At 38.2% G+C, this 15,595-nt stretch carries 13 protein-coding genes and 2 pseudogenes; 3 read left to right on the forward strand and 12 right to left on the reverse strand.

What is annotated here, in order from left to right:
• Window positions 1–18 precede the first annotated feature (18 nt).
• Both ACQKNI_RS12435 and ACQKNI_RS12440 read left to right on the forward strand, forming a co-directional pair.
• Complete coding sequence (locus ACQKNI_RS12435) at window positions 19–771, forward strand: ABC transporter ATP-binding protein (protein ID WP_427282409.1); 753 nt, start codon at window positions 19–21, stop codon at window positions 769–771.
• Window positions 768–2,747, forward strand: a complete 1,980-nt coding sequence (locus tag ACQKNI_RS12440; protein WP_098253015.1) for an FtsX-like permease family protein — start codon at window positions 768–770, stop codon at window positions 2,745–2,747. Before ACQKNI_RS12435 ends, ACQKNI_RS12440 begins: the two co-directional genes overlap by 4 nt.
• Window positions 2,748–2,800: 53 nt before the next feature.
• Here ACQKNI_RS12440 and ACQKNI_RS12445 read toward each other — a convergent pair whose 3' ends face one another.
• The 12 genes and pseudogenes from ACQKNI_RS12445 to ACQKNI_RS12500 all read right to left on the reverse strand — a co-directional run bounded on the left by ACQKNI_RS12445 (window position 2,801) and on the right by ACQKNI_RS12500 (window position 14,437).
• The gene (locus ACQKNI_RS12445) at window positions 2,801–2,992 is read right to left on the reverse strand and encodes a YjcZ family sporulation protein (RefSeq protein ID WP_088232886.1); all 192 of its coding nucleotides are present in this window, start codon (window positions 2,990–2,992) and stop codon (window positions 2,801–2,803) included.
• Between the two features lie 213 nt (window positions 2,993–3,205).
• A pseudogene (locus tag ACQKNI_RS12450) lies at window positions 3,206–3,310 on the reverse strand (GntR family transcriptional regulator); the annotation flags it as partial.
• Between the two features lie 21 nt (window positions 3,311–3,331).
• A pseudogene (locus tag ACQKNI_RS12455) lies at window positions 3,332–3,526 on the reverse strand (sugar kinase); the annotation flags it as partial.
• Between the two features lie 278 nt (window positions 3,527–3,804).
• Window positions 3,805–4,665 carry a M15 family metallopeptidase gene (locus tag ACQKNI_RS12460; RefSeq protein WP_088232887.1) on the reverse strand — a complete coding sequence of 287 codons (861 nt, stop codon included), beginning with the start codon at window positions 4,663–4,665 and terminating at the stop codon, window positions 3,805–3,807.
• Window positions 4,666–4,747: 82 nt separating this feature from the next.
• Complete coding sequence (locus ACQKNI_RS12465) at window positions 4,748–5,854, reverse strand: HAMP domain-containing sensor histidine kinase (RefSeq protein WP_098253016.1); 1,107 nt, start codon at window positions 5,852–5,854, stop codon at window positions 4,748–4,750.
• A complete protein-coding gene (locus ACQKNI_RS12470) occupies window positions 5,847–6,545 on the reverse strand; it encodes a response regulator transcription factor (protein WP_088232889.1) in 699 nt (232 codons plus the stop codon). The genes ACQKNI_RS12465 and ACQKNI_RS12470 overlap by 8 nt, the downstream gene beginning before the upstream one ends.
• 248 nt (window positions 6,546–6,793) lie before the next feature.
• Window positions 6,794–7,900 (reverse strand): o-succinylbenzoate synthase, encoded by a 1,107-nt coding sequence (menC, locus tag ACQKNI_RS12475; RefSeq protein WP_427282410.1) that lies wholly within the window; start codon window positions 7,898–7,900, stop codon window positions 6,794–6,796.
• Window positions 7,901–9,346, reverse strand: coding sequence for an o-succinylbenzoate--CoA ligase (locus tag ACQKNI_RS12480; RefSeq protein ID WP_141524781.1), 1,446 nt, complete (start codon window positions 9,344–9,346; stop codon window positions 7,901–7,903).
• 248 nt (window positions 9,347–9,594) lie between these two features.
• Window positions 9,595–10,413: a 1,4-dihydroxy-2-naphthoyl-CoA synthase gene (gene menB / locus ACQKNI_RS12485; RefSeq protein WP_000963892.1), complete on the reverse strand. Its 819-nt coding sequence runs from the start codon at window positions 10,411–10,413 to the stop codon at window positions 9,595–9,597.
• A gap of 69 nt (window positions 10,414–10,482) precedes the next feature.
• Complete coding sequence (gene menH / locus ACQKNI_RS12490) at window positions 10,483–11,295, reverse strand: 2-succinyl-6-hydroxy-2,4-cyclohexadiene-1-carboxylate synthase (protein WP_098253020.1); 813 nt, start codon at window positions 11,293–11,295, stop codon at window positions 10,483–10,485.
• A complete protein-coding gene (gene menD / locus ACQKNI_RS12495; protein ID WP_098841408.1) occupies window positions 11,292–13,046 on the reverse strand; it encodes a 2-succinyl-5-enolpyruvyl-6-hydroxy-3-cyclohexene-1-carboxylic-acid synthase in 1,755 nt (584 codons plus the stop codon). The genes menH and menD overlap by 4 nt, the downstream gene beginning before the upstream one ends.
• Window positions 13,043–14,437: an isochorismate synthase gene (locus tag ACQKNI_RS12500; RefSeq protein WP_088232894.1), complete on the reverse strand. Its 1,395-nt coding sequence runs from the start codon at window positions 14,435–14,437 to the stop codon at window positions 13,043–13,045. The genes menD and ACQKNI_RS12500 overlap by 4 nt, the downstream gene beginning before the upstream one ends.
• A gap of 194 nt (window positions 14,438–14,631) precedes the next feature.
• Here ACQKNI_RS12500 and ACQKNI_RS12505 point away from each other — a divergent pair, with 194 nt between their 5' ends.
• On the forward strand, window positions 14,632–15,585 hold the full coding sequence (locus ACQKNI_RS12505) for a 1,4-dihydroxy-2-naphthoate polyprenyltransferase (RefSeq protein ID WP_088232895.1): 954 nt from the start codon (window positions 14,632–14,634) through the stop codon (window positions 15,583–15,585).
• The last annotated feature ends 10 nt before the right edge of the window (window positions 15,586–15,595 follow it).

Raw genomic sequence — 15,595 nt, forward strand, 5'->3', positions numbered from 1 at the left:
AATAGAAAGGTGATTACTATGGAAGAAGTATTACACATTAAAAACGTCTCAAAAGTGTATGAGGGGAAGGTCTCTCATACTGCTTTAAAAAATATAAATTTACACGTAGATAAAGGTGAATTCGTTGCGATTATGGGGCCATCTGGTAGCGGTAAATCTACGTTTTTAAACGTTATTTCTACAATTGATTCTCCTACTTCTGGTGATGTCGTTATTAACGGAAAAAAACCGCACACATTTCGTAGAGAGAAGTTAGCTATTTTCCGTCGCCAAGAATTAGGATTTGTTTTCCAAAACTTTAACCTACTAGATACACTAACAATCGGTGAAAATATCGTACTACCTTTAACATTAGATAATGTTCCATTAAAAGAAATGGATGAAAAGCTTGATAACATTTCAAAAAAACTTGGAATTGATCATATTTTAGACAAGCGTATCTTTGAAGTATCAGGAGGACAAGCACAGCGTACTGCAGTAGCACGTGCTGTTATTCATCATCCGTCTCTTTTACTAGCTGATGAACCGACAGGAAACTTGGACTCAAAAGCAGCCATCGATGTAATGGAGCTATTTACGAAGTTAAACAAAGAAGAAGATGCAACAATTTTAATGGTTACACACGATCCATTTGCAGCAAGTTATTGTAACCGTGTTATTTTCATTAAAGATGGAGAACTTTACAATGAACTACACCGCGGATTGTACCGTGAGAAATTTTATCAAGAAATATTAGATGTTTTAGCCTTATTAGGAGGAAGACGTGGATGACATTTTGGCAATTCGCATTTAAAAATGTCTCGCGTAATTCGAAAGCATATTTCGCCTACTTTGTAAGTAGTGCGTTTGCTATCATGGTTTTCTTTTCATTTACTGTATACGCATATCACCCACAGTTACAAATTATGAATCAATCACATGAACAAGACCCTCTCATGAACTTAGCTGGCATGGCACAGTTTGTTATCGTTTTGTTCTCGTTCTTCTTTCTCTTATATTCTATTGGAACATTTTTAAATGTCCGGAAACAGCAATTTGGCGTTTTAACTGTTCTCGGTATATCTCAAAAACAATTAAAACGTCTTTTGTTTACTGAAAATATGATTATCGGAATGCTCGCTATTTTTGCTGGTATTCAAGGCGGGCTTGTATTTTCTAACCTTTTCTTACTCGTTACTTCTAAATTAACAAATGCTAAAGGCCTCTATTTATATTGGCCAACAGAAGCAATTATCGTTACAACAGTAACATTTATTATTTTATTTTTCATCGTTTCTACATTTACACCGATGTTCATTCGTACTCGTAAAACAACTCGATTAATTAAAAATAATAAAAATGAAAAAGACGAAAAAAGGCCGTCTATACTCATTTCATTATTTGCCTTAATTTGTTTAGGACTGTGCTATTATATTGCTGGTTATCCGCAAGGCTACGTAACAGAAAAAAATGTACGGAATGGATCGGTAGCCTTTATTATATTATCTATTTTACCGCTCGTAGTAGTCGGGACATATTTATTCTTTTCACAAACATTTCTCCTCTTTATCTTTATCTTAAAAAAGCGGAGAAAGTTTTATATGAAACAAATAAACATGTTATGGATTTCAGATTTAGCTAGCCGTACGCGTAGTAATATTAATGTGCTCTTTATCGTTTCTATGTTGTCAGCACTTGCATTCACAATTATCATTGGGCTATTTGCTGCTAATAATAATACGAAAGCATCGACATTAGAACGATATCCTTTCCCCTTCACCTATACGTCCAAAGGTGAAAATTCATTTGAACAAAAGCACATTACTACAATTGAAACGGAGCTTACAAATGCTAATTTTCAATACAATAAGCATAAGTTCACAGTGTTACAAGATACAGCTTTAAAAGAAGACATTACTCTTATGAAAATGAGTGACTATAACACACTTGCGAAACAATTACAGAGGCCGGAAATAACCCTTGATTCTACACAAGTTTATATTATTTCTCGGTACTCGCCAGAACTATTAAACCTTGTATCCAATCCATTTGCAAAACAAAATACAATTACACTCGGATCAAATAAAAAAGAATTTCATATTAAAGGATTTATTAATAAAGGGATCGAACCAGCCTATGCATTCCCACATATAATTGTTGTACAAGATTATGCATTTAATAATGTGATTCCTCATATTGAAACGACCACAGTTTATAACTACTTCGTTGAAAACTGGGAAGATGCAATTGTTCCGACAAAAAATATGTTAAAACATATTAGTAATGATGCGGATAGCTTCTATAAGGCATATAAAGATATAGAATCGGCTCCTAACACTCCATTTAATATTCATACAGCTACTGATTATCTAAACTACAGTAAAGGAAATTCAATTGCTACTTTCTTTATTTGGACATTTCTTGGCTTTATGTTCTTTATCGGGGCAGCTAGTGTTTTATACTTCCGTATGTATAATGATTTAACGACTGAAAAACAAAAGTACATTACAATTACAAAACTTGGCTTAACAGAATCGGAAATGTTTCGTTCTGCAACGATTCAATTAGGAATTTTATTTTTCATTCCTTATATCGTTGCTGGTGTTCATACAATATTTGCGATTCAGTTTTTACAAAGCATGTTCTCTTTCTCTTTATTAAAGGAATTAGTGATTATACTTACTTTGTTCGGGATTATCGAGATTATTTTCTTCTTCTTAATCCGTTCTCTGTACATTAATAAATTATCACAGCATATAAAAATATGAATAAAATGGCCTTGTGCAATACGCACAAAGCCATTTTCAATAGTTTTTAATAATTAGCAGCAGTATCCACCATAGCCGCCGCCATATCCACCATAACCGCCGTAACCACAACCACCGCCACCGCCGAAGCAGCTAGCACCGATAATGATTAATAAAATAAACAATACGATTAGAAGCGCAAAACCGCCTCCACAACCATGTCTACGGTGACAATCATCATGTCTGTGTTCACACTTTTCGCTCATTACTCTATTCCTCCTTTAGTATCATTCATAACAAGTTCACCTTGCTCTAAATGAGGGGATTCCATTTATATTATGTTTTCAGGGCGAATAGGAAGCTTGGCTCATCTAAAAACGGGCTTGTTTTAGAAATTGAGCTTCATTCGTAAAAGTAAAAATCGATACTCCTTTCCTATAGATTTCCGCAAAAAAAGAGGAAGCATTTGCTTCCTCTTTATCGTAATTCACTACATAATGCTGCATTTCTGTATTGTAGTAGCCTTCACTATATTCAATTACTTCGCCAACTTCATCTCTAAAGTTTTCTAAATGTATACCTCGTTACGTTCACCGTTACACCCACTACCTTTCTACATCACCTACTGATGCCATCATTGCCCGAAGTATATCTTTCTCTGATGACATTGGCGTATCACCGACGATTGTATGTGCAAGCATTCCAGTTGCTGACGCAAATGAAACAGCTTTCTCTGGTGCAAACTCTTCTATCTCGCCATGAATAACCCCGCTCGTATAAGTATCCCCAGCACCAGCTTTCGTCACCTCAGCGATTTTATTATTTTCAACTACAATGTCTATCAAGCTAAATAACCGATGTATGGGGTATACATGGTCTCCCCTTAAATAAAGTGAAACTTTAATCAGCGGGGATTCATCCTCCACTGATTATTAGCCCTCACCAATCGGAATATCCACAAATAGCGGGATAAAATGAACTTTAAACATACTAGCATCCATCTAACAATATCTTGAGGTAATTATTAATAATATGTAGTGTAGAATACAACAATCTATCTACCTCAGATATTTTTTCACTATTCCTGAACCGTCACAATAACCCCGTCCATATTGTTCCCCGAAATTTCATACTGCTTATTTACTGGAACATTCACTTTCATGTTCCCAGAAACTTTATGATAAGAAACCGTGTATTTCTTACCTTCTACATTCGTTGAAATTTCTTTTTTCTCTTTTAAGAAGTCCAAATATTCCTCTAACGTAATTTTCTTCTTTTGCATAATTGCGCTATGTGGTAAGCCGACATAACGAATGTGCCAAGGCTCATATTGTATGCCTGTAATGTTACTTTTATTTTTCGGATAGCGTAATACAAAGCCGTGCTTCCACACGTTCTCTTCAATCCATTTTCCTTCAGGAGCTTTCTCCATTTTCATTTGAGTAGACCCAACGTCCAGTGATAACCCTAAATTATGCTCACTGTATCCTGCTGGGAGTGCATAATCAGATCCCCTTTCTTTATATAATTTACTTTGTTCTTTAAAATTTCGATACCCGCTACTCATTAAGAAATGCTGTATTCCATCTTTCCCAGCTGCATCGACAACGTTCAAAAACTTTTTCACAACATCCTTTGATAAACGAAGGTTTCTATCAAATATTACATAGCCTCTTACTAATTCACTATTATGATTTACATTTATAATATCAGACCTGATACTATCTTTTTTTACTGGGTAATCTTTGTTAACTAATAATAGATCCCCTTTATAAATTTGTTCTTCTGTAATCTCTATCTTTTCCGTATTTACAGCCTTTACCGTACTATCTTTCCCGCCGATTTTCACATCAATTTTCTTTTGAAATAACGGTGATATATAAAAGCCTACACATACTGTGCATGCTATAAAAAGAAAAACAAATACCCACTTTTTCATTTCTAGTTCCTCCTTAACGTAACTTACGTATAGAATAGAAAAAACTATTAAAATAAAAAGTGGGGTAAAGTTTAAATTTTTATTAAATTGTTAAGTTCTCATCTTTTGGCAATCTCACTTCAAATATCGTTCTAACTACATTACTTTCAGCAGAGATTGTCCCGTTATGTTGCTCGATGATATTTTTTGCAATAAATAGTCCCAAACCTGTCCCGCCACGGTTCTCTGTTCTCGCTTTATCACCTGTATAAAACATATCAAAAAGAAACGGTAAATCATCTTCTGGAATGCTATCTCCGTAATTGATAATTTGTACTACTACCTCTTCTTGGTCCATATATCCGTTCATATCAACAAACTGTCCATCATATCCGTAACGAATCGCATTCGTTAAAAGATTTTCAAATACCCTTGCTAGTAATTTCCCATCACCGTTAATCGGTAAATGGGGATCAATATTCAATCTAGCTTCTAAATGATGTTTCTCTAGTGACGGATACAATTCTTCGTCTAGCTGCATAAGCAGCTCACCTACATCAATCGGTTGTTTATTTAATTTCAACATACTATAATTCATACGTGTAATTTCAAATAGCTCATCTATTAAACTTTCCAGCCTTTGTGATTTCGTATAAGCAATCTTGGAAAAATGTTCAATTTGTTCCTTCGTCAAATTCTCATCTTTAAGAATTAAATCTAAATAACCTAAAACAGATGTTAACGGTGTTCTTAAATCATGAGCTAAGTTAACAATAAGCTGATCTTTACTACTTTCTGCAAAGTCTCCTCGTTCCACTGCTTCCTTTAATTTTTCACTCGCTACGTTTATTTCACGTGCGATATATCCAAACTCATCATTCGATGAAACGCGCACTTGATTTGTAAAATCTCCATTCGCAAGATGATGGATCCCGCTTGAAATCTCATTAAAATATTTTAAATACGGTTTTGTAAGAAAGAAGAAAAACATAATGGATAGAGGGATGAAAATAATTAAAAAGAAATTAACATCCCCAATTTGTCTTATCATAAAACGCACTTCGGCTAAACGATCCTCATAAAGAACTTCTGATTTATAATAAATCCGTAACCCTTCATAAATTATATATGTTACGCCACCAGCTAATATCATACTTAACGCGAATAGCATAACCATCTTCGAACGAAAACTTCTCATCTTTTTATCCATTAAAAGTATAACCTACCCCCCACACTGTTTTTATTAATTTATCCTTTCTTTTATCTTCCCCAAGTTTTTTCCGCAACGTACGAATATGTACCATCACTGTATTTCCGCCTTCATAATAATCATCTGCCCATACGTGATGAAAAATATTTTCCACATTGTACACTTTCTTCGGGTAACTCGCTAATAAATATAAAATATCAAACTCTTTCGGTGTTAATTCAACTTGTTCTCCGTACACATTTACTGTTCTTCGCTCAGGATCAATAACGACTCCGCCTATTGCTAAAGCAGATTTACTTTCTTCTACTTTCGATTGATTTAGCGTAAGAAATCTACGCAGTTGTGCATTTACACGCGCAACTAATTCAATTGGTGTAAAAGGCTTCGTCATATAATCATCCGCACCTAGTACAAGCCCTGTCACCTTATCGAAATCAGATGTTTTCGCGCTTAAGAAAATGATTGGCATATGATATTTAGCGCGAATTTGACGCGTAACCTCATAGCCATCCATTTTCGGCATCATAATATCTAAAACAACTAAGTCGATTGGCTGAGACTGAATAATTCGAATCGCCTCTTCTCCATCAGCTGCTTTCACAACATGATATCCTTCTTTTTCTAAATGTATCTCAATTAAATCAGCAATTTCTGCCTCATCATCAGCTATCAAGATTGAAATGTGCTTCATTTTACTCCCCCTGTTTCTCGTTCCATTTTTATATGCTCGATTGTAAACTAGTCTATCCAATTTGTACAATACGAAAAGGCTACTCATAAGAGTAACCTTAGTAAATGAAATTTATATCGGCGATTTTCAAAATATATCGACCACAACTTGAATTATATCGACGATTATTGAATTATATCGACCGTAACTCGAATTATATCAGCGATTATTGAATTATATCGACTTACCGATAATTAACGACAGAAGCCCTACCGCTCCAAAATAATCCGTTGCTTCGTTATTTCCGCCAGTCTCCCGCGGTCTACTTCATACTCAGTATCCATACTTTGCGGTACAATCACTTTTCCGCCCTCAAGCATCACTTCCGGCGAAATAATATCCCTCTCCCAATGTCTACTAGAAGCTGATATATCTCCTGGAATTGTAAAATTCGGCAACGAGGCGAGGGCAACGTTTTGCGCTCGTGAAATCCCCATCTCCACCATACCGCCGCACCAAACGGGGATGTTATGCTCCATACAATAATTATGAATTTGAACCGACTCAGTTAATCCGCCCACTCGTCCTGGCTTAATATTCACGATTTGGCAACTGCCAAGCGTAATTGCAACGCGCGCATCTTCTAAACTATGGATGCTTTCGTCTAAACAAATCGGCGTTTCAATTTTCTTTTGCAACTGTGCATGATCAAGAAAATCGTGATCCGCTAACGGTTGTTCAATCATCATTAATTGAAATTCATCTAGTCGTTTTAGCTTCTCCGCATCCGCTAATGTATACGCTGAATTTGCATCAGCCATTAACGGGATGTGCGGGAACTCTTTACGAATTTCTTTCAATAACTCGTAGTCATGCCCTGGCTTTATTTTTACTTTAAAGCGCTCGTATCCTTCTTCCGCGTACTTCTCGATTTGTTTTAACATAACCGGAATCGTATTGATCCCGATCACAACACCAACTTCAATTTTTGGCTTCGTTCCCCCAAGTAATGTCGCTAATGACTTCTTTTGACGCTTTGCATATAAATCCCAAACAGCTCCTTCCATTCCCGCTTTTGCCATTCGGTTTCTCTTTATATACTGGAACAAATCTGGTATTTCATTTGGATGAGAAATTTCAGCTTTCAATAAATCCGGTAATAAAAAATCCTCAAGTACATGTAGCGCTGTCTTCACTGTTTCTTCCGTATACCACGGTTCAGAGAATGCAACAACTTCGCCAAATCCAATGTACCCGTCCGTATCTTCTAATTCAATAACGATACTCTCACGTTTTTCATAAGTCCCATAGCTTGCAGCAAACGGGATGACGAGTGGCATTTCTGTTATATAAAGGGTCGCTTTTTTTATTTCCACTTACATCTCCTCCACTAATTGTCTTAACTCTCGTCTTAACAATTTCTTCGAAGCATTTCGTGGTAATTCCTCTAAGAAGCATGCTTTCTTCGGCACTTTATATTTCGCTAACTTCTCGTCGCAAAAATGAAGTATCTCTTCTTCTGTTACCTCTCCGCTTTTGACAATAAAAGCAGCCGGTACTTGTCCCCATCTTTCATCACCCATACCGACAACACCAGCTTCCGCTACCGCGGGATGAGAAAGCAACACTTCTTCAATTTGAGCCGGATATATATTTTCTCCGCCAGAAATAATTAAATCGCTGCGGCGATCTAATACGTATAAAAATCCTTCTTCGTCTAAATAACCGAGGTCACCAGTATGAAGCCATCCGTTTTGAATAGTCTCGCGCGTCGCATCTTCACGGTTAAAGTAACCGCCTGTTACGTTTGGTCCCTTTACTACGATTTCGCCTTCCGCAAACGGCGGCACTACTACACCGTCTTTTTCAATACGAAGTTGGCACTGAAATAGTGGCTTTCCAGCTGACCCTACTTTCGTTAACATGTAATCTGCTGATAACGTACAAATTTGCGATGATGTTTCTGTCATGCCGTACGTTTGATAAACAGGAATTCCTTTTTCTACACACGTTTCTAATAACGGTTTCGGCGCTGGTCCTCCGCCAAGTAACATGCATCGTAAAGAAGATGGATATGTCCCTTCTCCAAGTCTCTCTAATAAATCAGTTAACATTTTAGAAACGACAGAAATAATCGTAACGCCCCTCGTTTGAAGTGCTTTATGAATAAAATTAGCATCGTATTTCGGAACGAGTAAAATACGCATACCGTACATAATATTTTTCATTAAAAGAGATAATCCGCCAACGTGGAACATCGGCATACAAGCTAACCAGCAATCATCATCGCGAAGTCCTAAGTTAAACGATGAACCGACTGCACTTGCCCAGTGATTTCCGTACGTTAAAATAACGCCTTTCGGTTTTCCTGTCGTCCCAGACGTATAAATAATTGTCATCGCTTCTTCTAAAACGAATTCTTCTTGTATAGATGCTTCCGCCTTCGATCCATTCATCACCTCGGCGAATGGATAGACGGGAACATCTTTAGCATCAAAATGTTGATCCGTCACTAAACAAACAACTTCAGCATCATCCATTTGCCAAAGTAGCTCTTCTCTTGAAAGACGCGTATTTAAAAGTACAGCTACTGCACCTACGTAAGATAGGGCGTGAATAACTGTAATCATCTCCATACCATTTTTCATCAGAACAGCCACCTTTTGCCCACGCTTCACTCCTACATGCGGGAGGTGCGCACAAACAGATACTACTTTTTCATGCAGCTGCATAAAAGTAACTTTCTCTTCCTCTATTTCAATTGCAGTGCGATCTGGTGTTAAAAATGCACGCTGCTTTAACCAATTTGGCATCGTCGTCATCATCCATTCTCCTTTCATGAAAGAAAGAGACCTGATATGACATCAAGTCTCTTAGTTGTTTTGTTTCCGGTTTGATCGTCGGTGGCGTCTCACTTTGTAGGCGAGCCGCTTCCGCTTTTGGTTTCATCCAGCTGCGCCTCCTAGCCCCTTCCGTCTAAGAACCTTCCGCACGAGAAAGTAAAAAACACTTTCTGTGCGAAAGAACCTTAGCCAACGGGGCTAAACAGTCGGCTCCGCTTTTGGTTTGATCAAGGGAAACGAGGGAATTGACCGAAGTCCGGACTGCGTTTTTCTTTGAACGCGTCGCGGCCTTCTTTTGCTTCGTCAGTTGTGTAGTACAATAACGTTGCATCTCCAGCTAGTTGTTGAATACCAGCTAGACCGTCTGTGTCTGCGTTGAATGCAGCTTTTAGGAAGCGAAGTGCCATTGGGCTGTTTGCTAAAATTTCTTGTGCCCATTGTACTGTTTCTGCTTCAAGTTCTTCTAATGGTACTACTGTGTTTACTAAGCCCATATCAAGCGCTTCTTGTGCGTTGTATTGACGGCATAGGTACCAAATTTCACGAGCTTTCTTGTGGCCTACCATACGAGCTAAGTAACCAGCTCCGTATCCACCGTCAAAGCTTCCTACTTTAGGACCTGTTTGTCCGAATACAGCGTTGTCTGCAGCGATTGTTAAGTCACATACGATATGAAGTACGTGTCCTCCACCGATTGCATAACCTGCTACCATTGCGATAACTGGTTTAGGAATTGCGCGAATTAGACGTTGTAAGTCTAATACGTTTAGACGTGGGATTTGGTCGTCACCTACATATCCGCCATGACCGCGAACTTTTTGGTCGCCGCCAGAACAGAATGCACGTCCACCTTCTCCTGTTAAAATGATAACGCCAACATTTGCATCATCACGAGCGTGTGCAAAAGCATTGATTAACTCCATTACCGTTTTAGGACGGAATGCGTTATGTACTTCAGGGCGGTTAATCGAAATCTTTGCGATACCATTGTATGTTGAATAAATAATATCTTCATAATTGCCTTCTGTTACCCATTCAATAGCCATTACTATTACCTCCTTGTATATTTCTGATCTCCTCTATAAGTGTGACTTCCTTCTTAGATGAAAAAAGCATCACTGCATAGTTTTTAGAAATCCCTTTACTATTGTATCAAACTTTTCCGGTTGTTCCACATGAATTGCATGGCCAGCACCATCAATTTTGACAAATTTCGCGTCAGAGACGTATTTTTTGATGTTTTTTAATATGCGAAAGAACTTTTCATCATACTCCCCATTCAATAAAAGAACGGGCATTTTGAAGCTTTCAAGCTCATTCCACCATGAAGGCTGAGCCCCTGTTCCCATGCCGCGCAGACTATTTGCAAGTCCTTTTTGATTGTTAGCAAGTCTTTCTTTTCGCACCGCTTCTTGTACATTTTGTGCTAAACGTTTTTGCGTTTCGAACAGCGGAATATTTTCCCACATCGATACAAAACTTTCTATGCCTTCTCGCTCAATTTTATGAGCAAGTCGTTCATCTTTTTCACGACGTTCTTTTCTATCCTCTTCACTTTCAAGACCAGCTGTACAATTTTCTAATATAAGAGATCGTACATACTCTGGATATAAGCAAGCCATTGTAATTGCCAATCTACCGCCCATCGAATAGCCCAGTATATGCGCTTTTTCAATATGAAGATGATCTAGTAGTTCTTTCATTTGCAATGCTACATTTCGGATATCATAATGCGTAACATCTTCAGGGCTTTCGGTCCTACCGTGCCCAACAAGATCTACTAGAATGATTTGAAACTGCTCGCTCCAAGAAGGAACAAAAGAACGCCACGTTTCCATACTTCCCGTAAAACCATGAAGGAGTAGAAGTGGTTCCCCGCTTCCGACTACCTCATATTCATACGATACACCTTGCAGCGTTACTTTCATCGTGATTCACCTTGCAGAGATGTAGTAATTACGTCCATTGTTTTTGCCCATAATGTACGGTGCAATGTTAAGTTTTCCTCACGGTTCGTGCAAATTTCCACAACGTGTAAACCTTCCGCCCTTGTTCCTTTTTGCACTTCTTCTCGGAAGTTTTCCCAACCATTTACACGGCTAAATGAACCGCCGTACATTTTGACAACATGCTCATAATCAAGTCCAATTGGTGTTCCAAATAAGGATTCGAAATGTTCCTTTTTCTCATACTGTGGTAAGAATGAGAAAATACCACCGCCGTCATTATTTACAACGACAATTGTTATGTTTAATTCATGTAATTTCGCTGCTAACAGTCCATTTAAATCATGATAAAACGATAAATCACCAATAACTAATACGAGCGGGTCACAAATAATACTCGCTCCTAAAGCTGTCGAGATGATTCCATCAATACCATTTACACCGCGGTTTGCCATCACTTGAATGTTTTTATCCGATGTGAAGAAAAATGAATCTGTATCACGAATTGGCATACTATTACTCGCAAATAATGTTGCACCTTCTGGTAGTACGCGTACAATATCCGTAATAACTTTTCCTTCAAATGCCGTTTCATATCCTTCTACTTCAAGAAGTGTTTCCTTCGTTTTTTCGTTTATATGTTGCCACATTTGGGACCAATCATTCTTTTTCATAACTGGCATTTTTTCTATTAATGCCTTACAGAATGCAATATCACTTGCTTGTACAACTTCTGTCGCAACAAGAGCTGGATCTCTCCATTGTCCAGATTCATCAACAACGATATGAACCGCTTTCGTTTGTTTTTTTATGAACTGCGTTAATGCTTTCGAAACGGGCATACCACCAAAGCGAATTAAAACCTCTGGCTTCCATGTTTCTTTTAACAGTTCATTTCGCAAAAATGTATCGTAACAATCAATCACCATCGTTTTATCGTGATGTCCGCTACGTATATGAGAAAGCGGATCTGCTAATATTGGATATCCCATTTTTTCGGCTAGTTCTACTGCCGATGCTGCAATTTCTGAATGACTATCGTCTCCACAAATAATAAGCCCCTTTTCCATATGTGAAAGGCGCCCTACAAGAGAATCTACATATTCACTCGGCATCACCGCGTTTCCTTGCTGAACTACTCCTGTATATTCACCACGTCCTTTATCCCATAAACTCTCTAATGAGAAATCCGGAATAAGTGGCTCGCGAACTGGAAAATTGAGATGAACAGGTCCTTGCGGCGCTAAACAAGCATTTGCTATCGCACGTTGCGTTGTCATGCGAGCGTAATGATACATCGCTTCACTTGCTTGTGGAAGTGCCATCTCTGTAAATTGCTTCACAAAAGTACCGTATAAATTAAATTGATTCATCGCTTGTGGTGCACCCACACCTCTTAATTCATGTGGTCTATCCGCTGTTAAGACGACAAGTGGCACTCGTGAATGAAAAGCTTCACATACAGCTGGATAATAGTTCGCTGCTGCCGTTCCTGACGTACATAATAATGCTACTGGACGTTTCTTCGCTTTTGCGATACCGAGCGCAAAAAATCCTGCAGATCTTTCGTCTACATGTAAATACGTGTTCATTCCTTCGTGTTGTTCCATTAGTAAAGCAATCGGCGTTGATCGTGAGCCTGGACTAATGACAACATCACATACATCTAGACGCGTCAGTTCATCCACGAACGCGCCTAAATAATATGATAATGCTTCTATATGATTGTTCATTTCATTAATTCCTCCAAAGCACCAAGCATCGGTCTAAACTTCAAACTTGTTTCTTCATATTCAAGTTGTGGTACTGAATCTATTACAATCCCACAACCGGCAAATAAGGATGCTTTCTCGCCATTTAATAAGCCACAGCGAAGCGCAACCGCAAATTCACCATTTCCTTCATCATCTATCCACCCAATCGGCGCACCGTACAATCCTCGGTCTAACAATTCCACATCACGAATCAGTTTCATCGCTTCCAAACGAGGTGTCCCGCCAAGAGCTGGCGTTGGATGCAGTTCTTCTACCATCGTCAAAAGACTCGCATCCCCTCTTGCTTCTACGGGCGTATATAAATGAATTAAGTTTTTCGTTGTTAATAAGCCCGGACTTTCCGGAATATTAACGGATTCGCAGTGCTCATTTAATACCGATCGGATCATATTAACAACATAACCGTGTTCAGCTAAATTCTTTTCATCATGAAGAAGCGTATTACCATTTTGTTTACTTTCTTCTATAGAATGACCATGACCGATTGAACCAGCAAGGCACATCGACGTAAATTTCTCATCTTCTTTACGAATCAATCTCTCTGGCGTCGCTCCTAAGAAGCATGCTCCTTTATAATCAAAAGAAAATACGTAACAATCCGGTTGTCCAATGCGCAGCGCTTCTAAAACAAGAGCAGAATCAATACGGTGATCCATCTCTACTTTTAACTCCCTCGCTAATACAACCTTCTGCACGTTCCCCTGCTTCATCTCATCTTGCACTTTTTCAATTGCCTTCATCCAGCCTTTCGGATCAACTTCTACTTTAGAAGTAACTGTTAATTTCAATCCTTCTAGCGCACATTTACTTTCCCCAAAAATTTTCTCTTCTAAAGAAATCATTTCGTTATAAAGAGTGTCTGCACAATCTGTCGCTGAAACAAATGTATTCATCGTTAACCATGCTTTTTCATTTTTTACAGTTAATAAAAATGCTGGTAGTGAAAACGTCGTATCTTTAAATTCTTTCCATAAGTCCGTTTTCTCTTTTTCCGGATCAAATGAAAATCCACCAAATAAAAGAGGTCCGGTGCCAAATTCATATTTATCCCTTTGTACAAATGCTTTCTCTTTTACTTTATCCCACTCATTACGAGCAGTTTGAAAGCGCTTATGAGAAGAATTTGCTATAGTGAAAACAGAACCAAGTCCTGCAAATATTACATGCTGAGCTGGGTCTGCAAAATAACATCTATTTTCGAATGAAGTCCTTTCTCCTGCTGCATAAAACAGAAGTGGATCCACCCAGTCTATTTGTTTTACAAAACTAACTAATGTTTTTTCGTTAGTTGCACGCTTAATGGCTGCAATCAGAACTTCTTGCAAGCCTTTTTGTTTCGTTTGAATCACAATTGTCTCCCCCCTATGGGCGAAAAATAGTCATAATTACGCTTGATTTTAAGATACACCTCAAACGAAAGGCCTGTCAACGTTTAGCATTTCTGAGAAATTCACCTTCTCTTCCTAGAAAATAAACGTTGACACTAAATGATGCTTTTTCTACACTTAATTGTGTACAATATGTGACTTAAGGAGGATTCAACATGGAAATGAACGTCGAAACGAATTCCTCTCCTACGGCGCCAAAGCCAAGTAAACAAACAGGCTGGCGCATTTGGTGGAGTTTACTACGTCCCCATACATTAACAGCCGCTTTCGTTCCTGTTTTCATCGGAACAGCATATGCGATGCAGGTCGGAGGTATAAATCAAATACATCTCCCTCTTTTCCTTATGATGCTTCTTGCTTGTCTTCTCATTCAAGCAGCAACAAACATGTTTAACGAATACTTTGATTATAAAAGAGGACTCGATCATGAAGGTTCAGTTGGTATCGGTGGTGCTATCGTTCGCGATGGTATTCAGCCAAAAACGGTACTGAACTTAGCATTTGGATTTTTTGGCATCGCAATGCTATTAGGTGTTTATATTTGTATGAATTCTAGCTGGTGGCTTGCTGCAATCGGTCTTGTTTGTATGGCCGTCGCTTACCTTTATACAGGTGGACCAATTCCAATTGCGTATACACCGTTCGGAGAATTAACAGCAGGATTATTTATGGGCGTCATTATTATTGGGATTTCATTCTTTATTCAAACAGGAACAGTAACATCTGAAGTGATTTTACTGTCTATCCCAAGTTCCATTTTAATTGGTGCAATTTTACTATCTAACAACATTCGTGACTTAGATGGCGATAAGGAAAATGGTCGTAAAACGTTAGCCATTCTCGTTGGACGCGAAAGAGCCATTGGTGTTCTCGCTTCTATGTTTATCGTTGCTTACATTTGGACAATTGCTTTAATTATCGTGGGCATCGTATCACCATGGATGCTTATCGTATTTTTAAGTGCACCGAAAGCATTTAAAGCGACGAAAGGTTTTATCGGGAAAAGCATTCCAATGGAAATGGCACCTGCGATGATCGCAACAGCAAAAACAAATACAATCTTCGGTTTCCTAATGGGAATTGGATTACTACTTGGATATTTCCTATAAAAAGGAGCTG

Origin of the sequence: Bacillus sp. NPDC094064, from assembly GCF_050279585.1 — a bacterium.
Lineage (GTDB): Bacteria > Bacillota > Bacilli > Bacillales > Bacillaceae_G > Bacillus_A.

What these genes read in the sequence shown, in the direction of transcription:
- ACQKNI_RS12435 (WP_427282409.1), top strand. Translation starts at nt 19, where the DNA reads ATGGAAGAAGTATTACACATTAAAAACGTCTCAAAAGTGTATGAGGGG.
- ACQKNI_RS12440 (WP_098253015.1), top strand. Translation starts at nt 768, where the DNA reads ATGACATTTTGGCAATTCGCATTTAAAAATGTCTCGCGTAATTCGAAA.
- ACQKNI_RS12445 (WP_088232886.1), bottom strand. Translation starts at nt 2,992, where the DNA reads ATGAGCGAAAAGTGTGAACACAGACATGATGATTGTCACCGTAGACAT.
- ACQKNI_RS12460 (WP_088232887.1), bottom strand. Translation starts at nt 4,665, where the DNA reads ATGAAAAAGTGGGTATTTGTTTTTCTTTTTATAGCATGCACAGTATGT.
- ACQKNI_RS12465 (WP_098253016.1), bottom strand. Translation starts at nt 5,854, where the DNA reads ATGGATAAAAAGATGAGAAGTTTTCGTTCGAAGATGGTTATGCTATTC.
- ACQKNI_RS12470 (WP_088232889.1), bottom strand. Translation starts at nt 6,545, where the DNA reads ATGAAGCACATTTCAATCTTGATAGCTGATGATGAGGCAGAAATTGCT.
- ACQKNI_RS12480 (WP_141524781.1), bottom strand. Translation starts at nt 9,346, where the DNA reads ATGACGACGATGCCAAATTGGTTAAAGCAGCGTGCATTTTTAACACCA.
- menB (WP_000963892.1), bottom strand. Translation starts at nt 10,413, where the DNA reads ATGGCTATTGAATGGGTAACAGAAGGCAATTATGAAGATATTATTTAT.
- menH (WP_098253020.1), bottom strand. Translation starts at nt 11,295, where the DNA reads ATGAAAGTAACGCTGCAAGGTGTATCGTATGAATATGAGGTAGTCGGA.
- menD (WP_098841408.1), bottom strand. Translation starts at nt 13,046, where the DNA reads ATGAACAATCATATAGAAGCATTATCATATTATTTAGGCGCGTTCGTG.
- ACQKNI_RS12505 (WP_088232895.1), top strand. Translation starts at nt 14,632, where the DNA reads ATGGAAATGAACGTCGAAACGAATTCCTCTCCTACGGCGCCAAAGCCA.